18 protein-coding genes are annotated in these 22,605 nt (G+C 64.8%); 7 read left to right on the top strand and 11 right to left on the bottom strand.

Annotation, left to right across the window (positions count from 1 at the left end; genetic code table 11):
* Nucleotides 1–50 precede the first annotated feature (50 nt).
* Nucleotides 51–311: a hypothetical protein gene (locus J3474_RS22750; protein WP_242528441.1), complete on the bottom strand. Its 261-nt coding sequence runs from the start codon at nucleotides 309–311 to the stop codon at nucleotides 51–53.
* A gap of 6 nt (nucleotides 312–317) precedes the next feature.
* On the opposite strand from J3474_RS22750, the gene J3474_RS16180 reads away from it, so the two are divergent.
* Complete coding sequence (locus tag J3474_RS16180) at nucleotides 318–1,550, top strand: sugar transferase (RefSeq protein WP_242528440.1); 1,233 nt, start codon at nucleotides 318–320, stop codon at nucleotides 1,548–1,550.
* 92 nt (nucleotides 1,551–1,642) lie between these two features.
* On the opposite strand, the gene J3474_RS16175 is transcribed toward J3474_RS16180, so the two are convergent.
* The 3 genes from J3474_RS16175 to J3474_RS16165 are packed head-to-tail and all read right to left on the bottom strand — an operon-like array spanning nucleotide 1,643 to nucleotide 3,444.
* Nucleotides 1,643–2,170, bottom strand: coding sequence for an LptA/OstA family protein (locus J3474_RS16175; protein ID WP_013831543.1), 528 nt, complete (start codon nucleotides 2,168–2,170; stop codon nucleotides 1,643–1,645).
* Nucleotides 2,167–2,814, bottom strand: coding sequence for an LPS export ABC transporter periplasmic protein LptC (lptC, locus tag J3474_RS16170; protein WP_007012703.1), 648 nt, complete (start codon nucleotides 2,812–2,814; stop codon nucleotides 2,167–2,169). Before lptC ends, J3474_RS16175 begins: the two co-directional genes overlap by 4 nt.
* A 6-nt stretch (nucleotides 2,815–2,820) precedes the next feature.
* Entirely contained in the window at nucleotides 2,821–3,444 is a 624-nt protein-coding gene (locus J3474_RS16165; RefSeq protein ID WP_007012705.1) for a ribonuclease D, read from the bottom strand.
* 92 nt (nucleotides 3,445–3,536) lie between these two features.
* Between J3474_RS16165 and J3474_RS16160 the strand changes: the two genes are divergently transcribed.
* Entirely contained in the window at nucleotides 3,537–4,226 is a 690-nt protein-coding gene (locus tag J3474_RS16160; protein ID WP_038576020.1) for a uracil-DNA glycosylase, read from the top strand.
* A gap of 218 nt (nucleotides 4,227–4,444) precedes the next feature.
* On the opposite strand, the gene J3474_RS16155 is transcribed toward J3474_RS16160, so the two are convergent.
* The 4 genes from J3474_RS16155 to J3474_RS16140 all read right to left on the bottom strand — a co-directional run bounded on the left by J3474_RS16155 (nucleotide 4,445) and on the right by J3474_RS16140 (nucleotide 14,319).
* Complete coding sequence (locus J3474_RS16155) at nucleotides 4,445–5,878, bottom strand: glutamate synthase subunit beta (protein ID WP_013831545.1); 1,434 nt, start codon at nucleotides 5,876–5,878, stop codon at nucleotides 4,445–4,447.
* Nucleotides 5,879–5,898: 20 nt separating this feature from the next.
* On the bottom strand, nucleotides 5,899–10,539 hold the full coding sequence (gltB, locus tag J3474_RS16150; protein WP_207094869.1) for a glutamate synthase large subunit: 4,641 nt from the start codon (nucleotides 10,537–10,539) through the stop codon (nucleotides 5,899–5,901).
* 321 nt (nucleotides 10,540–10,860) lie between these two features.
* The gene (locus J3474_RS16145) at nucleotides 10,861–13,050 is read right to left on the bottom strand and encodes a hypothetical protein (RefSeq protein WP_207094868.1); all 2,190 of its coding nucleotides are present in this window, start codon (nucleotides 13,048–13,050) and stop codon (nucleotides 10,861–10,863) included.
* A gap of 27 nt (nucleotides 13,051–13,077) precedes the next feature.
* Complete coding sequence (locus J3474_RS16140) at nucleotides 13,078–14,319, bottom strand: TIGR04063 family PEP-CTERM/XrtA system glycosyltransferase (RefSeq protein WP_207094867.1); 1,242 nt, start codon at nucleotides 14,317–14,319, stop codon at nucleotides 13,078–13,080.
* A gap of 66 nt (nucleotides 14,320–14,385) precedes the next feature.
* Between J3474_RS16140 and J3474_RS16135 the strand changes: the two genes are divergently transcribed.
* The 4 genes from J3474_RS16135 (at nucleotide 14,386) to J3474_RS16120 (ending at nucleotide 18,191) form a co-directional block, all read left to right on the top strand.
* Entirely contained in the window at nucleotides 14,386–14,574 is a 189-nt protein-coding gene (locus J3474_RS16135; RefSeq protein WP_207094866.1) for a hypothetical protein, read from the top strand.
* Nucleotides 14,567–15,934: a putative O-glycosylation ligase, exosortase A system-associated gene (locus J3474_RS16130; protein ID WP_207094865.1), complete on the top strand. Its 1,368-nt coding sequence runs from the start codon at nucleotides 14,567–14,569 to the stop codon at nucleotides 15,932–15,934. Before J3474_RS16135 ends, J3474_RS16130 begins: the two co-directional genes overlap by 8 nt.
* A gap of 202 nt (nucleotides 15,935–16,136) precedes the next feature.
* Entirely contained in the window at nucleotides 16,137–16,832 is a 696-nt protein-coding gene (gene ctrA, locus J3474_RS16125; RefSeq protein ID WP_038576013.1) for a response regulator transcription factor CtrA, read from the top strand.
* A gap of 174 nt (nucleotides 16,833–17,006) precedes the next feature.
* Nucleotides 17,007–18,191 carry a PepSY domain-containing protein gene (locus J3474_RS16120; protein WP_242528439.1) on the top strand — a complete coding sequence of 395 codons (1,185 nt, stop codon included), beginning with the start codon at nucleotides 17,007–17,009 and terminating at the stop codon, nucleotides 18,189–18,191.
* Between the two features lie 16 nt (nucleotides 18,192–18,207).
* On the opposite strand, the gene J3474_RS16115 is transcribed toward J3474_RS16120, so the two are convergent.
* Both J3474_RS16115 and J3474_RS16110 read right to left on the bottom strand, forming a co-directional pair.
* Nucleotides 18,208–18,900 (bottom strand): LrgB family protein, encoded by a 693-nt coding sequence (locus J3474_RS16115; RefSeq protein ID WP_013831552.1) that lies wholly within the window; start codon nucleotides 18,898–18,900, stop codon nucleotides 18,208–18,210.
* Nucleotides 18,897–19,268 (bottom strand): CidA/LrgA family protein, encoded by a 372-nt coding sequence (locus tag J3474_RS16110; protein WP_207094863.1) that lies wholly within the window; start codon nucleotides 19,266–19,268, stop codon nucleotides 18,897–18,899. Before J3474_RS16110 ends, J3474_RS16115 begins: the two co-directional genes overlap by 4 nt.
* Nucleotides 19,269–19,421: 153 nt before the next feature.
* Between J3474_RS16110 and J3474_RS16105 the strand changes: the two genes are divergently transcribed.
* Nucleotides 19,422–20,138: a tRNA (guanosine(46)-N(7))-methyltransferase TrmB gene (locus J3474_RS16105; RefSeq protein WP_207094862.1), complete on the top strand. Its 717-nt coding sequence runs from the start codon at nucleotides 19,422–19,424 to the stop codon at nucleotides 20,136–20,138.
* Nucleotides 20,139–20,234: 96 nt separating this feature from the next.
* Here the strand turns inward: J3474_RS16105 and J3474_RS16100 are convergent, their stop codons facing one another.
* Nucleotides 20,235–22,496 (bottom strand): NADP-dependent malic enzyme, encoded by a 2,262-nt coding sequence (locus J3474_RS16100; RefSeq protein ID WP_041558643.1) that lies wholly within the window; start codon nucleotides 22,494–22,496, stop codon nucleotides 20,235–20,237.
* Nucleotides 22,497–22,605 lie beyond the last annotated feature (109 nt).

Below are 22,605 nucleotides of genomic sequence, written 5' to 3'. Positions count from 1 at the left end.
AACGTTTTGACTTAATCCGCTTTTCCAATTGCACGCCGCGTTTTTAAGCTTCAATATCTTCTGCAGTGCAGCATCGCATCGACCGCAATCGATGCCAGCGATCTGTGAGGAAAGCAGGCATTGTGCAGTTGGATTCGAGGAGTGCGGAACCAATGAATGCGCCGTTCACGACGGGCGAGTTCATTAAAGGGCAGGAATTCGACGAGCTCCTCGTCGCGCCCTCGCTCGTCCGACGCAGACTCCAGTGTTACCTTGCTCTTCTCATCAGCGATGTCGTCGCAGTCTTTCTGGGTTTTGCCGTCGCCGGCCAATTGTACATGGCCACGAAGGGCTTGGAGGACTCCTTCCTCTACGGGTCCCTGATCTTCCCGATTTTCCTGACGATTGCTTTCTACAACGGCGCCTATTCAATCGATGCGCTCCGCTCCGGCTGGTCCGGGATCATGCGGGCAGAGCTGGCATTCGTCATTGCCGTGGCCGTTGTCGTCTTCGTGCAGTTTCTGACAAGTTCGAGCGCCGATTTCTCCCGCGTGACATTCAACGGCGGGGCCATTCTGGCCATGGCGCTGATTGCGTGGCTGCGTCTGCAGATGCGCAGTTTCGTGGCGTGGCGATGCGGTGGCAGCGTTATCAACGAACTGATTATCGACGATGGCGGGCCGCAGGTGCAGATCCGCAATGCCATCCGCATTTCCGCAGCGGCCATGGGCCTGCGGCCCAATCTCAACGACCCGGACGATCTCGATCGTGTCGGTCTGGTCCTGCGCAACATCGATCGGGTTGTCGTCAGCTGTCCGTCCGATCGTCGCCTCGATTGGGCGATGATCCTCAAGGGTGCCAACGTCGAAGGCGAAGTACTGGACGATCAGGTTGCCAGGCTGGGCGCGCAGGGCGCACGCACGATCGGCAATCACGGTCTGCTGATGGTTTCCGCGGGGCCGCTCGGCCTGCGCCAGCGCGCGATCAAGCGCATCTTCGACATGGCCTTCGCCGGCTCGGCGATCCTCGTGCTTTCGCCATTGCTGATCGTTGTCGCATTGGCGATCAAGCTGCAGGACGGTGGCCCGGTCCTGTTCATCCAGAAGCGCATGGGACGGGGCAACTGCTTCTTCAACATGTACAAGTTCCGCAGCATGAGGACGGCGCTGTGCGACAGCGACGGCAATGTCTCGGCCTCCAAGGACGACAAGAGGATCACGCCGGTCGGCAAGTTCATCCGTTCGACCAGCCTCGACGAGCTGCCGCAGCTCTTCAACGTCCTGCTCGGCGACATGAGCCTTGTCGGACCCCGCCCGCACGCCACCGGCTCGCTGGCGGGGCAGAAGCTCTTCTGGGAAGTGGACCGCCGTTACTGGCAGCGGCACAGCCTGAAGCCGGGCCTCAGCGGCCTGGCCCAGGTGCGCGGCTTTCGCGGTGCCACCGATCACGAGGGCGACCTCGTGAAGCGCCTGCAGTCCGATCTTGAGTATCTCGAGGGCTGGACCATCGGCCGCGACATCAAGATTCTGTTCCTGACCTTGCGCGTTCTGGTCCACGACCGCGCGTTCTGAGCGCGAAGGACGAAGCCTCGGTCTATCGATTGTTGCCCAGGCGTCAGTTGCGCTGAACGATGGCGTCAGGTGCCAGTGTGGCCCCGCATCCGTCAGTTCTGCTTGGGAACGCTGAAAGTGCCCGAGACGCGGCCACCCGAAGCCGAGGATACCCCGCTCTTCAGGTCGATGACGAAACGCCCGCCGCGCAGGGTGTCGGAATCGCGCTTGAGCGAGGCATTGCCGATCATCGTGATGATGCGCTTGTTGAAGTCGTAGATCGCGGTATCGCCGGTCGCCACTTCGTTGCCGCGGGTGACGGTCACCCCGCCGCTGGCCGTGATCCGCTGCAGCTTGAGCTCATCGGCATTGGTGAAATTGACGATGGTGCGCGCGGCGCGCAGGCGCAGGTCGGTCTGCTTGATATCGACATTGCCGGTCAGCACGACGCGGTTCTGCTTGTCCTGCAGCTCGATGCGGTCGGCGGCATAGTCGACCGGCGCATTGGTATCGTGGCCGGGGAAGACTTGCGCGCCAAGCTGCTGCGTCGCGATCAGGCTGGCGCCGGCCAGCAGCGGCAGGGCGACGGCGACGCGCATTGCGGCACGGGAGGTGAAAGGGCGCGGGCTGCGACGGGTCATTGCGGTATCCTAAGCTTGCCGGGCGTCATGCGCAGCCGGGCATTGCCTTCAAGCGTGACTGTTCGTTCGTTGAAATCGGCCTTCATGGTCTGCGCCGCGAAAGTGCCGGTGGGCACTTTGCCTTCGACGCCGCCCGTGCCGACGGCCTTGCGGTCCTTGACGTCGATGGCGACGTTGTTCGTCACCATGCGATAGCCGTCGGCAGCCGCGAAATTCACCGGCCCGTCAACCTTGATCGTTTCGGTATCGTAATTGTACGCACCGCGTGGCGCGTCGATCTTGGCGGGGCCGTCGTTGAGATTGAGCTGCGCCACCAGGTCCAGCATCTGCACCACCGGCAGGCTCGCGGACTTCTGCACCGCGCTTCCGGCCGTGACGACGAAGGCTCGGCCGCGATCGTCGAGGCCGCGATAGGCCGCATCGGCCACGCGGATGCGTTCCTTTGTCACGGCCACCTTGTTGCGGTCGAGCAGGAAGCTGATCTCGCCGCGCGGCGACAGGGGCATGAGAATCATGATGGCGGCAACCACGCCTATCCCTGCCGGCAGGGCCTTGGCGAGGAAGGCGACAAGCCGGTCATGCGAACCGCCCGGCGCAGCGAAGTGCCGGCGTCGGTTGCGGATCTGGGTGGCCTCGACCGACATGGTCGATCAGGCGGCCTGGTGGCTGAAGATGTCGTGATCCGGCCAGCCGGCCAGGTCGAGCCGGGCGCGTGCCGGCAGGAAATCGAAACAGGCCTGCGCGATCTCGGTCCGCTTCTCGCGGGCGAGGCGCTCGACGAGAATTTCGTGCATGGCGTGCAGATAGCGCACGTCCGATGCCGCATAGTCCTTCTGCGCGTCGCTCAGCTCGGGTGCGCCCCAGTCGCTCGACTGCTGCTGCTTCGATACTTCCTTGCCGAGAAGCTCGCGCACGAGGTCCTTCAGGCCGTGGCGATCTGTGTAAGTGCGCACCAGCTTGCTGGCGATCTTGGTGCAGAACACCGGCGCAGCCATCACGCCCAGGTAATGTTCGATCGCGGCCAGGTCGAAGCGCGCGAAATGGTAAAGTTTGAGGCGTGCCGGATCGGCAAGGACAGCCTTGAGATTAGGCGCATCGAATGTGCTTCCGGGGCCGAAGCGGACGAGATGCTCGTCGCCCTTGCCGTCGGAAATCTGGACCACGCAGAGGCGGTCGCGCGGGGTTATGAGGCCCATCGTCTCGGTATCGACGGCGACGGGGCCCGGGGCGAGGACGCCTTCGGGGAGATCTTCTTCGTGGAGATAGACAGCCATGATCCGAAAATGCTTAGGGACTGGGCCGGTGTTTCGCAATGGGCGCTGTTCGCGAAGGGCGGCTCCCTGGCGCTTTCGGAGGACGAACGGGCATGAATGCAACAGCAAGCGCGCAGTCAGTGCCCCCGGCATGGCAGCCGGTGCTGGGCGAGGTGCTCGAATCGCGCGAATCCAGACAGTTGATCGGCTGGCTGCAGGCTCAGGAAGAAGCCGGCAAGCGAATCTATCCACCGCACGGCCATCGCCTGCGTGCGCTCGAACTGACGCCGCTGGACGCGGTGCGGGTCGTGATTCTCGGTCAGGACCCCTATCACGGCGCGGGCCAGGCGCACGGCCTGGCTTTCTCGGTGCCCGAAGGGGTGCGCGTGCCGCCATCGCTGGCGAATATCTACAAGGAGCTGGCGAGCGACTGCGGCGTCACCGCGCCGGGTCACGGCAATCTGGAGCATTGGGCGCGCCAGGGCGTGCTGCTGCTCAACAATGCGCTGACCGTGGAGGAAGGGCAGGCCGGCTCGCACCAGAAAAAGGGCTGGGAAGCGATCACCGATGCTGCCGTGGCAGCCGTTGCCGCCAAGAGCGAGCCATGCGTGTTCCTCCTCTGGGGCAACCATGCGCAGAAGAAGGCGTCGCGGGTCCCGGGACTGGCTTCGAGCCACCATCTCGTGCTGACGGCGCCGCATCCCAGCCCGCTGTCGGCGCATTCCGGGTTCTTCGGCTGCCGCCACTTCAGCCGCGCCAATGCCTTCCTTGCCGAAAACGGGCGCGGGACGATCGACTGGTAAGGACAGGAGCGCCGCGCTCAATTCCATTCCGGGCTGCCCTCCGCTGGGCCTGAGTGGCGGTTTGCGGATTCCTTCGACAGGCTCAGGATGAGCACGCGCGGCTCTCTATGGAGATTTCCGGGCGAGGTCAGCGCGAATCGCGGCGAAGGGCCCTCGTACCAACGAAAAAGGGGCGCGCCTCGCGGCACGCCCCTTTCGTGATTTCGGCCCGGTCCGGCTCAGCGCGGCAGTTCGCTCGCGCCCATGAGCATTTCGTCGACCGAGCGGGCGCACTGGCGGCCCTCGCGGATCGCCCAGACCACCAGCGACTGGCCACGGCGCATGTCGCCGCAGGAGAAGATCTTCTCGTCGTTTGTCTGGTACTTCTCGGTGTCGGCCTTGACGTTGCCGCGCGGGTCGAGCTCGACGGCGGCCTGGTCCAGCATGCCGGCCTTGCGGGGGCCGGTGAAGCCCATGGCCAGCAGGATGAGGTCGGCCTGGAGCGTGAACTCGCTGCCCGCGACCTCGTGCATCTTGCCGTCTTTCCACTCGACGCGGACGCATTCGAGCGCCTTGACGTCGTTGTCGCCGATGACGCGCTTGGTCAGCACGGCCCAGTCGCGCTCGCAACCTTCCTCATGGCTCGAGGAGGTGCGCAGCTTGAGCGGCCAGTTCGGCCAGCTCATGGCCTTGTCCTCGTGGACCGGCGGCTTGGGCATGATCTCGAGCTGGGTGACCGAAAGGGCGCCCTGGCGGTTCGAGGTGCCGACGCAGTCGGAGCCGGTGTCGCCGCCGCCGATGACGATGACGTGCTTGCCGGTCGCGGTCAGCGAGCCGCGCGGCGCGGCGCGCAGTTCATCGTCGCCGGCATTGCGCTTGTTCTGCTGGGTCAGGAATTCCATCGCCAGGCGCACGCTCGGCAGTTCCGAACCCGGAATGTCGAGACGGCGCGCTTCCTCGGCGCCGCCCGCGAAAACGACGGCGTCGTAGTTTTCCTTGAGCGAGTTTACCGAGACCGAGACACCCACCTCGACGGAAGTCTTGAACTCAACGCCTTCGGCTTCCATCTGCGCCGCGCGGCGATTGATGAGGTGCTTCTCCATCTTGAAGTCGGGGATGCCGTAACGCATCAGCCCGCCGACGCGGTCGTTCTTCTCGAACACGGTGACCGAGTGGCCGGCGCGGGCAAGCTGCTGCGCGCAGGCCATGCCCGCCGGACCCGAACCGACGACGGCGACCGACTTGCCGGTGCGCTTCGCCGGGATTTTCGGCGTAATCCAGCCTTCGGCCCAGCCCTTGTCGACGATCGCGCATTCGATCGACTTGATGGTGACCGGCTGGTCGACGATGTTCAGCGTGCAGGCCGCCTCGCACGGAGCGGGGCAGATGCGGCCGGTGAATTCCGGAAAGTTGTTGGTCGAGTGGAGGACTTCCAGCGCATTGCGGTAGTCGTCCTCGTAGACCAGGTGGTTCCAGTCCGGGATGATGTTGTTGACGGGGCAACCCGTATGGCAGTGCGGGATGCCGCAGTTCATGCAGCGCGACGCTTGTGCCTTGAGGGTTTCCGCCGGAAGCGGAATGACGAATTCCTTGTAGTTCTTCAGTCGCTCCGAAGCATCGCCGTAAGTGCGATCCTGACGGTCGAGCTCGAGGAAGCCGGTTTCCTTACCCATTTTTGCAATATCCTCGTGAATTATTCCGCGGCAACCGAAGCGGCTTCCTGCCGCTCGGCCTCGAGTTGCTTGAGCGCGCGTGCATAGTCGCGCGGCATCACCTTGACGAACTTGCCAAGCGTGTTGGCCCAGTCGTCGAGCAGCGCACGGGCCCGCTTCGAGCCGGTGTGCAGGTGGTGACGTTCAAGCAGGACACGGATGCGTTCGGCATCGTGGCGCAGCATGTCGCCCATGCCGAGATCGTTGACGCCGTTGGTGCGCTGCTGCGGACGGCCGGTGCCTTCTTCCTCGTCGGCTTCCGGAGAGATCTTCTCCAGGTCGACCATGGCCGTGTTGCACAGCTTGTCGAACATGCCGTCCTCGTCGAAGACGTAGGCGATGCCACCCGACATGCCTGCCGCGAAGTTGCGGCCGGTCTTGCCGAGGACCATCACGACGCCGCCGGTCATGTACTCGCAGCCATGGTCGCCGCAGCCTTCGACGACCGCGATCGCGCCCGAGTTGCGGACCGCGAAGCGCTCGCCGCCCACGCCATTGAAGAACGCCTCGCCGGAGATCGCGCCGTAAAGCACGGTGTTGCCGACGATGATGTTGTTCAGCGGGTCGCGATCGACGTGGGTGGGCTGGCGCACGATCACGCGGCCGCCCGACAGGCCCTTGCCGACGTAGTCGTTGGCATCGCCGGTCAGGTCGAGCGTGACGCCGTGGGCAAGCCAGGCGCCGAAGCTCTGGCCGGCAACGCCGGTGAGCTTCACGTTGATCGTGTTGTCGGGCAGGCCTTCATGGCCGTAGCGCTTGGCCACTTCGCCCGAGAGCATCGCGCCGACCGTGCGGTTGACGTTGATGATCGGCTTTTCGATGCGCACGGCTTCGCGCTTCTCGAGCGCATCGGCCGACGCTTCGATGAGGGCGTTGTCCAGCGCGTTTTCGAGACCGTGGTCCTGCGTTTCGCTCCAGTTGAGCGAGGGGCTGTCGCCCAGCGGGGCCTGGTAGAGGATGCGGCTGAGGTCGACGCCCTTGGCCTTCCAGTGCGAGATCGCCTTCTTCATGTTGAGCCTGTCGACGCGGCCGACCATCTCGGCAACCGTGCGGAAGCCCAGTTCGGCCATGATCGCGCGCAGCTCTTCGGCGACGAAGAAGAAGTAGTTGACCACATGCTCGGGCTGACCGGTGAAGCGGGCGCGCAGGACGGGGTCCTGGGTGGCGACGCCGACCGGGCAGGTGTTGAGGTGGCACTTGCGCATCATGATGCAGCCGGCCGCGATCAGCGGTGCGGTGGCGAAGCCGAACTCGTCGGCGCCGAGCAGGGCGGCGACGGCAACGTCACGGCCGGTGCGCAGGCCGCCGTCGGCCTGCACCGCAATGCGGCTGCGCAGGTTGTTGAGCAGCAGGGTCTGCTGGGTTTCGGCAAGGCCGATTTCCCAAGGCGAACCCGCATGGGTGAGAGACGTCAGCGGCGAAGCGCCGGTGCCGCCCTCGTAGCCCGAGATCGTCACGTGGTCCGCGCGCGCCTTGGACACGCCCGCGGCGACCGTGCCGACGCCCACTTCGGACACCAGCTTGACCGAAACGCGCGAGGTCGGGTTCACGTTCTTGAGATCGTGAATGAGCTGCGCGAGGTCCTCGATCGAGTAGATGTCGTGGTGCGGCGGCGGCGAGATGAGGCCGACGCCCGGGGTCGAGTGACGGGTCTTGCCGATGACCTTGTCGACCTTGTGGCCGGGCAGCTGGCCACCCTCGCCGGGCTTGGCGCCCTGGGCCATCTTGATCTGGATGTCGTCGGCGTTGACGAGATACTCGGTGGTGACGCCGAAGCGGCCCGATGCGACCTGCTTGATCGACGAACGCATGGTGTCGCCGTTGGGCAGGGGCTTGAAGCGCTTGGGATCTTCGCCGCCTTCACCGGTGTTCGACTTGGCGCCGATGCGGTTCATGGCGAGCGCCAGTGTGGTGTGCGCCTCCCACGAGATCGAGCCGTAGCTCATCGCGCCGGTGGCGAAACGCTTGACGATCTCGCTGGCCGGTTCGACCTCGTCGATCGAGATCGGGGTTTCGGCGGGCACAAACTCCATCAGGCCGCGGATGGTGAGCATCCGGGTCGACTGGTCGTTGATGCTCTGCGCGAATTCCTTGTACTTTTCGGGCACGTTGCCGCGCACGGCATGCTGGAGCGAGCCGATGTTGGTCGAGGTCCAGGCGTGTTCCTCGCCGCGGATGCGCGAACCGTAGATGCCGCCCACGTCGAGCATGTTGGCGTAGATCGGGTTTTCGCCGAAGGCCGCGGCGTGACGGCGCACCGCCTCTTCCGCGATTTCGAGCAGGCCCGCGCCCTCGATGGTGGTGGCAGTGCCGGTGAAGTACTTCTCGACGAATTCGGTCGACAGGCCGACGGCGTCGAAGATCTGCGCGCCGCAGTACGACTGGTAGGTCGAAATGCCCATCTTGGACATGACCTTGCGGATGCCCTTGCCGATGGCCTTGATGTAGTTCTTGCGTGCGTCCTCGGCGGAAACCGGCAGGTTCTTGCGAACGCGGATGTCCTCGATCGTCTCGAACGCGACGTAGGGGTTGATCGCCTCGGCACCGTAGCCGGCGAGGACGCAGAAGTGGTGCACTTCGCGCGCTTCACCGGTCTCGACGACCAGGCCGGTCTGCATGCGCAGGCCCTGGCGGACGAGGTGATGGTGCACGGCAGCCGTCGCCAGCAGGGCCGGCATTGGAATGCGATCGGGGCCCTGGGCGCGGTCGGACAGGATCAGGATGTTCTTGTCCGCCAGCACGGCTTCGGTGGCGGCCCAGCACATTTCCTTGATCGCCATTTCGAGACCTTCGGCGCCGGTTTCGGCATCCCAGGTCATGTCGATGGTGGCGGTGCGGAAGGCGCCGTCCAGCGCGGCCTCGACCGAGCGGATCTTGGCGATGTCCACGTCGGTGAGGATCGGCTGGCTGACTTCCAGGCGCTTGTGCGTGCCGGCGTCATGACCAAGCAGGTTCGGGCGCGGGCCGATCATGGAGACCAGGCTCATCACCAGTTCCTCGCGGATCGGGTCGATCGGCGGGTTGGTGACCTGCGCGAAGTTCTGCTTGAAGTAGTCGTAGAGCAGGCGCGACTTGTTCGACAGCACCGGAATCGGCGTGTCGGTGCCCATCGAACCGATCGGATCGTCGGCATTGATGGCCATCGGCTCGAGGAAGCGGCTGGTGTCTTCCTGGGTGTAGCCGAAGGACTGCTGGCGATCGAGCAGCGTGGTGTTCGGGGCCGGCAGCGGGTCCAGCTCTTCCTCGATCACGTCGAGGTCCTTGAGCATGTACTGCGCCTGGTCGAGCCACTTCTGGTAAGGCTCTTCGTTGGCCAGCTGGGTCTTGATCTCCTCGTCCTCGATGATGCGGCCCTCTTCGAAGTCGATGAGGAGCATCTTGCCGGGCTGGAGACGCCACTTGCGCACGATGTTGTCTTCCTTGATCGGAAGAACGCCGCTTTCCGAGGCCATGACGCACAGGTCGTCGTCGGTGACCAGGAAGCGCGCCGGGCGCAGGCCGTTACGGTCGAGCGTGGCGCCGATCTGGCGGCCATCGGTGAAAGCGACGGCGGCGGGGCCGTCCCAGGGCTCCATCAGCGCGGCGTGATATTCGTAGAACGCGCGGCGTTCGCCGTCCATCAGCGGGTTGCCGGCCCATGCCTCGGGGATGAGCATCATCATCGCGTGGCTGAGCGAGTAACCGCCGGCGAGCAGCAGTTCGAAGGCGTTGTCGAGGCAGGCGGTGTCCGACTGGCCGTGCGGGATCAGCGGCCACATCTTGTCGAGGTCGGCGCCGAGCAGCTCGGATTCCATGGTGCGGCGGCGCGCGTTCATCCAGTTCACGTTGCCGCGAACCGTGTTGATCTCGCCGTTGTGCGCCATGAAGCGGAACGGGTGTGCCAGCTTCCAGCTCGGGAAGGTGTTGGTCGAGAAGCGTTGGTGCACGAGGCCGAGCGCGGAGACGAAGTCCGGATCGCGCAGGTCGTCGTAGAATGAGCCGACCTGGGTGGCGAGCAGCAGGCCCTTGTAGACGATCGTGCGGCTCGAGAAGCTCGGCATGTAGAGCTCGGTCAGGCCGGGCAGGTCATGCTTTTCGGCGAGGGCCGCGAGCGGGTTCTGGGTCTGCTTGCGGATCGCGAGGAGCTTGCGTTCGAAGGCGTCCTGGTCGGCGCAGTTCTCGCCGCGGCCGACAAAGCACTGGCGGATCACCGGCATCGATTCGATGACCGTCTTGCCGAGGCCGTCCAGAGCGACCGGAACGTCGCGCCAGCCGATGAGGGTCTGGCCTTCCTTCTTGATGAACTTCTCGAAGGTGGAGACGACGAAATCGCGCGAGGCCTCGTCCTGCGGGAGGAAGCACATGGCAACGGCATAGTCGCCGGCTTCGGGCAGTTCGACGCCCGCACCCGTGGCCCACTTGCGGAACATCTGGTCGGGCAGCTGGGTCAGAATGCCCGCGCCGTCGCCCAGGAGCGGATCCGCGCCCACCGCGCCGCGGTGGTCGATGTTTTTCAGGATTTCAAGCGCCTGGGTAATGATTGCGTGGCTTTTCTGTCCTTTAATATGGGCGACGAAGCCCACACCGCAGGAGTCGTGTTCGTTGCGCGCATCGTAAAGGCCCTGGGGCTTAGGAAATCCCATCGATATTAATCCATCCTGTCATTTTGCCGGGGCCTGCACAGCCGCGCACGACCAGCGCACGCGAATCGCGCACTATCCAGCACGCGGCATAGTGACCCCACGATCCCCATGACGATTGAACGCCGGTTTTGCAACCGCGAAGGCACATTTCGGCGCAGTAATGGTGCCGACTATGCTGGAAAAAGGGGCATTTTATTATCGAAACCCCGCTCCGGCAGGACCGGAACGGGGCTCGGAGATTCAGTGATTCGCCGTTGCAGCGCGGGTCTGCAGGGCCCGATTCCCGTCAGATCGCGCTGGCGATAGAGTGTCTGCGCCCGGTCAGGCGGCGCCGCTCATGCGCTGCAGGGTGGCCAGGGCCTCGCGCAGGGCGCGTTCGGTCTGGTCCGTGTCCTGCCGTCCGGGGGCGTCGAACGGGCGACGGGCCTGGAACTCGCTGGGCATGGGCGGCTGCTCCTCTGCCTCGGGAGCCTGCGTGCCATCGAAGCGCCGTGCCGCCTGTGCGGGTTCGTCACCGGGGAAGACGACCATCGGCTGGATGCCGTCGTCGGTTTCCGGCTCGTCGATGCGCACGAAAGGCTGGCGCGGTGCTGCGCGAGAGATGTTGAGAAGCGACGAATAGCCCTCCTCGATCGCTTCTTCCTCGTCCTCCGGCTCATCCTCGGCCTCGGCGTAGTCCGCGTATTGTGCTTCCGTATGATCCTCGGCGAACTCGCCGTCGGCCTCATCGTCGTAGTGCATGACCGGCGCGGAAGGCGCGGCGGGCTTGGTCTTGAGCAGTTCGCCGATGTGGCGCGGCGGAATGTATCCGGGAAGGGCCTCGTCCTCGTCGAAGGAGTCCATGCCCACGGGGCGGAGTGCTGCCGGGACCTGCTGCGCTGCAACAGGCTCTTCGTCCCAGGTCCGGGCGAGAGCTTCGAGTTCTTCCTCGAGTTCAGCGGCCGGTTCGGCGTCCTCGAGGGGTTGCGCCAGCTCGGCAAGGGATGTTTCGATCTCGGCTTCCGGGACTTCGAAGCCTGTGTGATCGACCTGCTCCCAGTCGACGAGATCGGCAGTTTCCTCGCTCGCCTCTGCAGCGACGTCGAATTCAGCTTCGTCGAAATCGACGTCTTCGGATTCGCTCGCTTCGGATCCTGCCGTCTCGATCCCGGCCTCGACGACGCAGTCGTCTGCCAGTTCGAACGGTGCGGCTTCGGGTTCTTCATGCTCGGCGGGCAGGGCCTCGCTGAACGTGACGGTCTCGACCGGAGCCGGCTGGATTTGCGGGCGCTCGAACTGGAGCGGCTTGAAGGCCAGCGGGGTTACGGTAGCCGCTTGCGTTGCGGCAGGTGCAAAAGTCTCTCGCGCTTCGACGAGGTCGGCCGCGTTTTGCGCTGCGATCTCCTCGCGGCGCTTGGCCATGGCAAGGGCCAGGCGTTCCAGCAGTTCGACGTGCGAAAGCGAATCGAGATCGGCGGAGGCGATGCGGTCCGCTGCGCTGTGTCCGCCCGGGGACGGCGCGCGGTCGGCCGGAGCCTCGGACACTTCGACCCGCTCGTCTTCTTCGTGCGCTTCGGGCTGCTTTTCGAGGGAATCGATGATCGCCTTGGTCAGCACTGCAAAAGGCGTCGAGCGGTCGTAGGGCGCCTGATAAAACGGAGCCTGGGCGCCGGGTGCCTGATCCGCGTCGATGCCCGGTTCGGCATCGAGATCGGCGATCGAGAGGATCGCGCGGTCTTCGCGGCGCACTTGCTGTTCGACCGGTGCAGCCGGCCTGCCGGAAAGATCGCGCGAATAGCTCTCGAACAGGTGGTTGCTGACGGAGGCCTTGGCCGCGAACGGCGCTTCTTCGTCCTCGATGACTTCGAATTCGGCGGTCTCGATATCTGCTGCTTCGGCCTCAAGGGCGTCGGCCTCATGGGCTTCGACGTCGAACGCGTCGACCTCCTCGGAACCTACGAGTTCGGCGTCTTCGACCTCGGTTTCATCCGATTCGAATGCGGTCGGCGCGAAGGAAGCGGCCTGAGTTCCGGCTTCGACCTCGTCCTGGAATTCTTCCAGCTCGAGGTCGGCGGCTTCGGCGATATCCGCATGGGCCGTATCGCGCACTTCCCCGGCCTCGACCGGTGCGGGTGCAGCTTCAGCCTGCGCAGGCATCTCGTTGGCGACAAAAGCAGGAGTGGCGAGCTCAGCTGCCGCCGGATTCATGCGGCGGCGCGAAGTGACTGCGCCTGCAGCAGGACGGGCGATACGGCGGGCGACCATGGCGCCGACGATTCCGCCAAGCCCGGTCATGGCCAGCGCGATCAGGATGCGCGCGGTTGCGCCGAGCGGCGGGGCCGCCATGGGGACCAGCGAATCGATGTGCGTGACCGTGACCAGTTGTTCGACAATGGCCGGCTTGATGGCGATGCCGGCCAGACCGAAGAGGGCGCCGAACCAGAGGGCCACGATGGCCGGAAACAGCGGGTGGCGGCTGATTGGCTGCTTTCCTCCGGCTTTCCTGCGTGTGTCTTGGGCCACGTTTTCCATCCCGTTCTCAAATTGCGCGAGGCAGTGTCATGCAGCGACAGTGCCCCTGTTTTCAGGCTTCAGGAGTGCCAGCATTTGGTAAACGTCTTGATAACGAGCCGCGTTCACGGCCCAATCGTGCCGGGATTCGACATGGTCGCGGCCGGCCTTACGGTAGGCAGGCCAGTGCGCGCGATCCTCCAGCAGCCCGGCAAGCGCGTTCGCACAGGCCAATGGATCGTCCGGCGTGAACAGGGTTCCCGTGCGGCCATGCGTGACCAGTTCGCGGTGCCCGCCGACATCGCTGGCGGCGACCAGCTTGCCCTGCGCCATCGCTTCGAGCGGCTTGAGCGGGGTGACGAGATCGGTCAGCCGACTGCGCTTGCGCGGGTAAGCCATGATGTCGGCAAGAGCGTAATAGCGTTCGACCTCGTGGTGCGGGACCCGGCCGACGAAGCGAATCGCCTCTGCGGCGGGCGATGCTGCGGCCTGCGCGCGCAAGGCTGCCTCGCAGGGGCCGCCGCCGACCAGCAGCAGGCGCGCGTCGCTTCGCCGCTGGGCGAGATGGGCCATGGCCTCGATCAGCACGTCGATGCCCTCGTAGTCGTAGAAGCTGCCGATGAACCCGATCACCGGGCAGGGCGCGCCGCCGACCTCGAAGCCCAGGCTGCGGGCCAGTTCGGGGTCGCGGCTTGCGGGCTCGCCGAAGAGGGTGAGATCGACGCCATTGGGCATGACGGTGATTCGCTCCGGCGCGGTGCCGCGCCCGACAAGATCGGCCTTGAGGCCTTCGCAGATCGTCACCACGGCATCGGCGCGCGAGACGACGTGGCTCTCCAGCTTGCGGGTCAGCCGGTACTTGAGCGAGCCTTCGCTGCCGGTGCCGTTGCCGACCGCGGCGTCTTCCCAGAACGCGCGAATTTCGTATACCAGCGGAATGCCGTGGCGGCGGGCGACGCGCAGGGCTGCCTGGCCGCACAGCGCCGGGGAATGGGCATGGATGACGTCGGGCCGCCATTCGCGCACGACCTTTTCGATGCCTTTCGCGAAGAGCGCAATCTCGCGCCATTCGCGCAGTCCGACAGGGCCGCTTGCCGCACCGGCCGTTCGATGGAAGAGCAGGCCGTCGGCTTCTTCGGCGATGGGCCCTTCGGCCGTGTGCCGCAGTCCGGTCACGCCGCGCACTTCGTAGCCCATCGCGGCCTGCGCCTTGAGGATCGCCCGAGTGCGGAAGGTGTAGCCGCTTTGCATGGGCAGCGAATGGTCGAGGACGTGGAGGATGCGTGTCATGACCTGCAAATCCCTAGCTTGTAAGGCTTAACGCGCCGTCAACCCGCGGCTGGTATCGCCCATGGCATGGTCGATATCTTCGCCCTTGCCCTGTCTCACGGACTGCTCGCGCTTGCCGCGCTGCGCCTGCTGGCACGCGTCGATCTCGACGAAGAGGGGCGCGAGGATGCAGGGGGCGGGCGCAAGGCCCGGCCCGCGCAAAGGCGCAAGATGCGTGTGCCGACGCAGGGCGAAGGCGCACAGCCGGATGCTTGACCTTGGCCTGACGGCATTCCTCGCCTGCTTCCTGGTCATGGGCTTCAAGCGTCCGTTCCTGTGGGTGCTTTGCTATCTCTACGTCGACATCGTTTCGCCGCAGGTCATTTCCTGGGGCATCCTCTCAAGCGTCCCGGTCTCGCTGATTACCTTCGCTGCGGCTTTCGGCGGATGGTTGCTGCTCGACGACAAGCGCGATTCGCGCTTCACCTTCCGCCAGGCGCTGCTGGCCATGCTGCTGGCATACTGTGCGATGACAACGCTGACTGCCGACTATCCGGCAGAAGCGCTGGAGAAATGGGCCTGGGTGTGGAAGGCGCTGGTCTTTTCGATCTTCCTGCCGCTTACCTTGCGCACCCGCTTGCGGATCGAGGCGGTCGCACTGGTCATGGTCCTGGCGGCCAGTGCCCTGATCATCGACGGCGGCATCAAGACGGTGATGGGCGGCGGCGGTTACGGCACGCTGCGGATCTTCGTGGACAACAATTCGGGCCTGTTCGAAGGCTCGATCCTGTCCTGCGTGGCGATCTCGATCATCCCCGTGATCATCTGGCTGGCCCGCCACGGCACGATCTTCCCTTCAGACTGGCGGGTCTGGACCTTCGCTTGCGCCCTTATCTTCGCCTGCGCGCTGATCCCGGTCGGCACCCAGGCGCGCACCGGCCTGATGTGCCTTGGCGTGCTCTGCGCGCTCTCCTTGCGCACTGCGAAGCACCGGGTGCTGATCGCAGGAGGCATGGCCTTCGCGCTGTTCGCCGCCGTGCCGTTCCTGCCGCAATCCTTCCTCGCGCGCATGAGCACGATCGAGAACCACCAGTCCGACCAGTCTGCCAGCACTCGCCTCGGCGTGTGGAAGTGGACCTGGGGCTATGCCAGGGAGCATCCCTTGGGCGGCGGCTTCGAGGTCTACCTGTCGAGCGAGGTCGAATACGACACCGTCGCCCGCGAATCGGACGGCAGCAATGTCGTGGTCGAGCGGCAGAAGGTGGTCGAGAAGGGCCGCGCCTTCCATTCCAGCTATTTCGAGATGCTGGGCGAGCAGGGCTTCCCGGGTCTGTTCCTGTGGCTGCTGATCCAGGGCCTGGGCATTCTCCAGATGGAAATGATCCGGCGGCGCTGGAAAGGACGTACCGGGCCGGACGAGGCCTGGGTGGCGCCGCTCGCCAACGCTTTGCAGCTCGCGCATGTGGTCTACATGATTGGATCGCTGTTCGTGGGCATCGCCTTCCAGCCCTTCATCCTCATGCTGGTCGGGCTGCAATGCGGTTTCTGGAGTTACCTCAGGCGCATTGGCCATCCGGCGAAGGCCGGGCAGGGCGAATCGCGCCGCAAGGTCCCGCGCAGGATGCAACCGGCCTGAGCGGTTCCTAACCCTTTTGAGGAATTCCAAAGGGGGTAATGGGGAGCGTTTGCGACAAATCGCGTGATTTCAGAAGGAATCCCGATTTTGCATTAACGGCAAATTTACCTTTAACCTTCATTGCTCATATGGTTAATTCACGGCAATGTCCGTTTATGCAGGGTTAGCGTAAGCGGACTATGGGGAAAAAGGGGGTTACCTCATGCGAGTGCTGTTGATCGAGGACGAACCGACCACGGCCCGGGCCATCGAGCTCATGCTGTCGGCGGAAGGTTTCAATGTTTACTCGACGGATCTCGGCGAAGAAGGCCTCGATCTGGGCAAGCTCTACGATTACGACATCATTCTTCTGGACCTGAACCTGCCTGACATGCACGGCTACGACGTCCTCAAGAAGCTGCGCGTCGCCAAGGTGCAGACGCCGGTCCTGATCCTTTCCGGCATTTCCGAGATGGACTCCAAGGTCCGCTCGTTCGGCTTCGGCGCGGACGACTATGTGACCAAGCCGTTCCACCGCGAAGAGCTGATCGCCCGCATCCACGCGGTCGTGCGTCGCTCTAAGGGCCATTCGCAGTCGGTCATCCGTACCGGCAAGCTGATCGTCAATCTCGACGCCAAGACGGTCGAGGTCGATGGCGCCCGCGTGCACCTGACCGGCAAGGAATACGCGATGCTCGAGCTGCTTTCGCTGCGCAAGGGCACGACGCTGACCAAGGAAATGTTCCTCAACCACCTTTATGGCGGCATGGACGAGCCCGAGCTGAAGATCATCGACGTCTTCATCTGCAAGCTGCGCAAGAAGCTCAGCCACGCCTGCGGCGGTGCCAATTACATCGAGACGGTCTGGGGCCGCGGCTACGTGCTGCGCGACCCGGACGAGCAGGCCGAAGCGGCCTGATCCCAGCGTTTCGCTTCATCATGAATCGAGCGGCCTGCCCCCCGGGGTGGGCCGTTTTCGTATGCGCCGGGTAAGGATGGCCCGGTCCGGGCGTGCGAATTGGACCTTTGGCGTTGTAAGATTGTGGGCAATGAAGGGACCATCGCAACCCGCCGCAGTCGAGAGCCGATCGTCTTGAAACCCGTTCCGCGTTCGCCCTGGATCACGCTGCATCGCTACCTTGGCCTTGTGGCCATTCCGCTCCTGCTGCTTGCTGCGGTGACCGGCTGCGTGCTCAGCTTCATGCGGCCCATCGACGCCTGGATCAACGCAGACCTTTTCGCGCAGCCGCTCGCCGCCGCCGCGGGGAAGCCCGCGCCGGACGTGGCACCACTGGTCGATCGCTTCGCAGCCCGCCACCCGGAATGGGTCGTGCGCGGCTTTCCCCTCGCAGTAGCGGAGACGCGGCGGATCGTGGTCGATGTCGATCGCGCCGCGGGCCTCTCCGGACCGCCGGTGGATCAGGTCTTCCTAGATCGCTTCAGCGCAGAGCCCGCTGGGACCCGGTTCTCGAAAGCCGCTTGGAACAAGCGCGGGGCGATGGAACTGGTCCTGGAACTGCACGCCCATCTCCTGGCCGGCACCTGGGGGCGCTGGATAATGGGAACGGTTGCGGTACTCTGGCTGATCGGGCACGGCATCGGCTTCTACCTGACTTTCCCGCTCAAGCGCCCGTTCTGGAAGGGCTGGAAGCGTAGCTGGAAAGTCAGCTTCCGTTCGATGTTCGCCAAGTTCATGCTCGATTGGCACAAGGCCAGCGCGCTCTGGCTCTTCGTCCCGTTGACCGCTCTCGCGCTGACCTCGGTCGCGCTCAATTTCTTCGAAGAAGCCTATGCGCCGATGATCGAGGTTGCTTTCGGCGACGACGATCATGTCGCCCCCGCAGGTGAGGCGAAGGACGCGCCGCTCGACTTTGCCGGGGCCGTTGCTGCCGCGCGCGCCCATGCGGTGCGCGAAGGGATCGACTGGCAGCCCGCCAGTGTCCTCGCAAATCCGGACGAGGGCACGATCGGCGTGACGATGACCGACGACGGCACCGTCAATTACCATCGCCTCGGCCCGATCTACTATTACTTCGACCGCGCCAGCCATGCCGTGGTCGAGACTTACGACCCCTATCACGGCAACCGTTCGCTCGCGGGCTATCGCCTGCTCTACCCGCTGCACAGCGGCCGGGTGGGCGGCAATGTCACGATCCTGCTGATCTTCCTTTCCGGACTGGCGACAGCCGGGCTGTGCGTGACCGGGGTCTATGTCTGGTGGAAGAAGCGCAAGTCGCGTGTCGCTGCCCGGCGGGCTGCGGCCCTGCGCCGCGGCTGACTCGGGGCGACTCCGCTCAGACCAGCAGCGCGAGGATCGAGAGCAGCGCCGCCGTCGTTGCCGCGTTCAGGGCCATGCCGAGGCTGGCCATCGCGCCTGCGGTCGAATCGACCTGGAAGGCCCGCGCCGCGCCGATGCCATGGGCTGCAACGCCGACGGCAAATCCGCGCGCGCGATAATCGCGGACATTGAGCAGGTTGAGCAGCGGCGTGGCGAACATCGCGCCGATCACGCCCGCGAACAGCACGATCACGGCGGCCAGCGCCGGAACGCCGCCCAGTTGCCCGGCTATCGCCATCGCAACCGGCGTGGTCGTCGCGCGCGGGGCGATCGAGGCCAGGATCTCGTTCGGCGCGCCGAAAAGGGAGAGGACCCCCACGGCGCTGACGATGGAAGTGATCGCGCCCGCGCCGAGGGCAAGGGCGATCGGCACGGCCAGCCGGCGGATGCGCGCGCGCTGCGTCCAAATCGGAACTGCGAGGCCGACGACCGCGGGACCGAGCAGGAAGCTGATCGGGAAAGTCGCCTGCTGGTAGGTCTCGTATGGTGTCCCGGTCCACGTCAGCAGTCCGATCAGCACCGGTGTCGACCACAGCACCGGATGCAGCAGCGGGTGCCGGTCGGACCGCTTCGAGACCGTGTCTGCCACTTCGAACACGCCGAGCGTCACGGCGAGCCAGAACAGCGACGTCGTCATCAAGTCGGTCATGCGGCGGTGTCCGCTTCGGTGTCGACCGGTCCGAAACGGCGCAGGGCCCAGCGAAAAACAAGCGCCGTGACCGCCATGGTCAGGAAAGTCGAGATAGCCGTCGCCACGACAAGGCCGACCCCGTCCGCCTTCAGCACATCGCCTTCGTCGATCAGCCCGACCGCGGCGGGAACGAACATGACGGCAAGGTGCGCGGTGAGCCAGCCCGTCACCACCGTCAGCGTCGGACGCTCGCGCGGGACGAGGGCGAGCCATGCGAAGAGCAGGATCATGCCCATTACCGAGCCGGGCAGGGCGAGTCCGGTCAGGCGGTGGACGATCTCGCCAAGAAGCTGGCAGGCGATCAGCAGGAATATCGTGCGCAACATGGCTGGCGGCAGTCCTTCGCGGTTTTCGACCTAGAACAGCGCATTGCGCCGCGTTGCAATGGCCTTTTTGGATACTGCCGAAGTCGCATGTGCAAATGGCGCGATGATCGCCTCCATTGACCGCGGCGCTCTTGCCTGCCAGTGGCGCGCGCCATGACGGCTTACAAATCCGGCGATCCCACGACTCTCAACCGCCTCTATGGCCGCGCCAAGGGCAAGCCCCTGCGCGCCGGTCAACAGGCCCTGGTCGACAACCTGCTGCCGCAGATTGCAGTTCCCGACGAAGGGCCGGTCACCGCCCAGATCCTGTTCGGGGAAGACTGCCCGCTCCATTTCGAGATCGGCTTCGGTGGCGGCGAGCATATGGCGTATCGCGCCGAGATGCTGCCGAACCACGGTTTCATCGGCGCCGAACCGTTTCTCAACGGCGTCGCCCAGGCGCTTCTGCACGTCAGCGGCGACAACGGTGCGCACCCGCCGATCGCGAACGTGCGTATCCATCATGGCGATGCGCTGGAGGTACTCTCGCGCATTCCCGACGGGACGCTGTCCTTCCTTTACCTGCTGCATCCCGATCCCTGGCCCAAGGCCCGCCACGCAAAGCGCCGGATGATGAATGACGGCCCGGTCGATATGTTCGCGGCCAAGCTCAAGCCAGGCGGCGAGTTCCGCTTCGGCACCGATCATGCCGTTTACCTGCGCCATGCCCTGATGGTCATGCAGCGCCATACCGGGCAATTCGAATGGCTTTGCGACAAGCCCGGCGATTTCCAGAAGCGCCCCGGCGGCTGGCCCGAAACCCGCTACGAGACCAAGGCCCGCAACGTTTACGGTCACGAAGTCTGGTACTTCCGCTACCGCCGCAAGTAGGCAGTCTGGCCACCTCACGGCAATGCACCGCACGAAAAAGGCCCCGAAGGCAATCGCCATCGGGGCCTTTTTTCCGTTCGGCCGAAGCCGACAGCGTCAGCCGACGATGCCGGCCGCCGCCAGCACGGCCGAAGTCAGCACGTCCGGAGCGATGGCGGTCATCGGCACGATCTGGACCGGCAGTTCCATGCCCAGCAGCATCGGGCCCACTGCGGTCGCCCCGCCGATCTCGCGCAGCAGCTTGGCCGAGATGTTGGCCGACTGCAGGCCCGGCATGACCAGCACGTTCGCCGGCGCGGTGAGGCGGCAGAAGGGATAGAGGGCCATGATCTTCGGATTGAGCGCGGCGTCGGGCGCCATGTCGCCGTCGTACTCGAAGCCGGGCTGTTCCTGGTCGAGGATGTGCACGGCGTCGCGGATCGTGTCGAGCCAGCGGCCCGCGGGATTGCCGAAGGTCGAGTAGCTGAGGAAGGCGACGCGCGGTTCGTGGCCCAGGCGCCGGGCGACCGCCGCGGTTTCCTTGGCGATGACGGCCAGTTCTTCGGCGTTCGGGCGCTCGTTGATGGTCGTGTCGGCCAGGAACAGCGTCTGGTTCTTGCCGACCATCATGTGGATGCCGAAGGGCAGCTTGTCCTCGGCTGTATCGAGCACGCGGCGCACGTCCTTCATCGACTGGGCGAAGGGCCGGGTCATGCCGGTGATCATCGCATCGCCGATGCCCAGCTTGAGCAGGCAGGCCGAGAAGATGTTGCGGTCGGTATTGACCATGCGCTGCACGTCGCGCTGCAGGAAGCCGCGGCGCTTGAGGCGCTCGTAAAGCATCTCGACCATCGGCGCGACATGCTGCGAGACCATAGAGTTTTCGATCTGGTAGCTTTCCGGATCGGAGACGCCGAGTTCGGCCATCTTGTCGAGAACGTGCTGGGTGCGGCCGACCAGGATCGGTTCGCCATAGCCGAAATCGCGATACTGGATCGCGGCGCGCAGCACGACCTCGTTCTCGCCCTCGGCGAAGATCATGCGCTTGGGGTTCGCCTTGACCTGGGCATAGACCTGGCTGAGGACCGAAGTGGTCGGGTTTAGACGGCCCTTCAGTTCCTGGCGATAGGCGTCGAAATCGGCGATGTGGCGGCGCGCAACGCCCGATTCCATTGCTGCCTTCGCGACCGCCGAGGGCACGACTTCCATCAGGCGCGGGTCGAACGGCGCGGGGATGATGTACTCGAGGCCGAACTGCTGCGATTCGCCATAGGCTGCCGCGACTTCCTCGGGCACCTGCTCGCGGGCCAGTTCGGCGATGGCGCGGGCGGCCGCGATCTTCATTTCCTCGTTGATCGCCGTCGCGTGGACGTCGAGCGCACCGCGGAAGATGAACGGGAAGCCCAGCACGTTGTTGACCTGGTTCGGATAGTCCGAACGCCCGGTCGCGACGATCGCGTCGGGACGCACCGCCTTGACTTCGGGCGGGGTGATTTCCGGGTCCGGGTTGGCCATGGCGAAGATGATCGGCTGATCGGCCATGGTCTTGATCATGTCCTGCGTGACCGCGCCCTTGGCGGAGAGCCCGAGGAACACGTCGGCGCCTACGATGGCTTCGGCCAGCGTGCGCTTATCGGTCATGACGGCATGAGCCGACTTGAACTGGTCCACCCGCTCGCGGCCGGGATAGATCACGCCGCGCGTATCGCAGACAAGCACGTTCTCGTGGCGTACGCCCATCGACTTGATCAGCGAGGTGCAGGCCAGCGCCGAAGCGCCGGCGCCGTTCACCACGACCTTGATTTCATCGAGCTTGCGACCGGTCAGGTGGCAGGCGTTGATCAGGCCGGCAGCGGCGATGATCGCGGTGCCGTGCTGGTCGTCGTGCATGACCGGGATGTTCATGCGCTCGCGCAGCGCTTGCTCGATCACGAAGCACTCGGGCGCCTTGATGTCTTCCAGGTTGATGCCGCCGAAGCTCGGCTCCATCATCGCGATGGCTTCGATAAGCGCTTCGGGATCTTCGCTGTTCAGCTCGATGTCGATGGAGTCGACGTCGGCGAAGCGCTTGAAAAGAACAGCCTTGCCTTCCATCACCGGCTTCGATGCCAGTGCGCCCAGGTTGCCCATGCCCAGGATCGCGGTGCCGTTGGAGATGACGGCAACCAGGTTGCCCTTCGCGGTATAGTCGTAGGCGGTTGCCGGGTCGTCGGCGATGGCCTGCACCGGTACGGCAACACCGGGAGAATAGGCGAGGCTCAGGTCGCGCTGTGTCGCCATCGGTTTCGAGGCGATGATCTCGATCTTACCCGGGCGGATCGTCTGGTGATAGAAGAGCGCCTCGCGCTCGGTGAATTGAACCCTGCTTTTATCCGACAAAGCGCACCTCCAGCTTTCACCCGGACCCCTAACGGATGTTCCCGTCACGCGATAGGGGAAAGCATCGATACCTAAGCTTCACAAGCACCGAAGCGTGGCGCTAACGCTG

The organism is Novosphingobium sp. PY1 (assembly GCF_017312445.1).
GTDB lineage: Bacteria > Pseudomonadota > Alphaproteobacteria > Sphingomonadales > Sphingomonadaceae > Novosphingobium.
The sequence above is the reverse complement of the archived record's forward strand: the minus strand, read 5'-3'. Positions and strand labels throughout refer to the sequence as shown.

Coding starts and splice junctions, on each gene's coding strand:
- J3474_RS16180 (WP_242528440.1), top strand. CDS start 318: ATGGCCACGAAGGGCTTGGAGGACTCCTTCCTCTACGGGTCCCTGATC.
- J3474_RS16175 (WP_013831543.1), bottom strand. CDS start 2,170: ATGACCCGTCGCAGCCCGCGCCCTTTCACCTCCCGTGCCGCAATGCGC.
- lptC (WP_007012703.1), bottom strand. CDS start 2,814: ATGTCGGTCGAGGCCACCCAGATCCGCAACCGACGCCGGCACTTCGCT.
- J3474_RS16165 (WP_007012705.1), bottom strand. CDS start 3,444: ATGGCTGTCTATCTCCACGAAGAAGATCTCCCCGAAGGCGTCCTCGCC.
- J3474_RS16160 (WP_038576020.1), top strand. CDS start 3,537: ATGAATGCAACAGCAAGCGCGCAGTCAGTGCCCCCGGCATGGCAGCCG.
- J3474_RS16155 (WP_013831545.1), bottom strand. CDS start 5,878: ATGGGTAAGGAAACCGGCTTCCTCGAGCTCGACCGTCAGGATCGCACT.
- gltB (WP_207094869.1), bottom strand. CDS start 10,539: ATGGGATTTCCTAAGCCCCAGGGCCTTTACGATGCGCGCAACGAACAC.
- J3474_RS16145 (WP_207094868.1), bottom strand. CDS start 13,050: ATGGAAAACGTGGCCCAAGACACACGCAGGAAAGCCGGAGGAAAGCAG.
- J3474_RS16140 (WP_207094867.1), bottom strand. CDS start 14,319: ATGACACGCATCCTCCACGTCCTCGACCATTCGCTGCCCATGCAAAGC.
- J3474_RS16135 (WP_207094866.1), top strand. CDS start 14,386: ATGGTCGATATCTTCGCCCTTGCCCTGTCTCACGGACTGCTCGCGCTT.
- J3474_RS16130 (WP_207094865.1), top strand. CDS start 14,567: ATGCTTGACCTTGGCCTGACGGCATTCCTCGCCTGCTTCCTGGTCATG.
- ctrA (WP_038576013.1), top strand. CDS start 16,137: ATGCGAGTGCTGTTGATCGAGGACGAACCGACCACGGCCCGGGCCATC.
- J3474_RS16115 (WP_013831552.1), bottom strand. CDS start 18,900: ATGACCGACTTGATGACGACGTCGCTGTTCTGGCTCGCCGTGACGCTC.
- J3474_RS16110 (WP_207094863.1), bottom strand. CDS start 19,268: ATGTTGCGCACGATATTCCTGCTGATCGCCTGCCAGCTTCTTGGCGAG.
- J3474_RS16105 (WP_207094862.1), top strand. CDS start 19,422: ATGACGGCTTACAAATCCGGCGATCCCACGACTCTCAACCGCCTCTAT.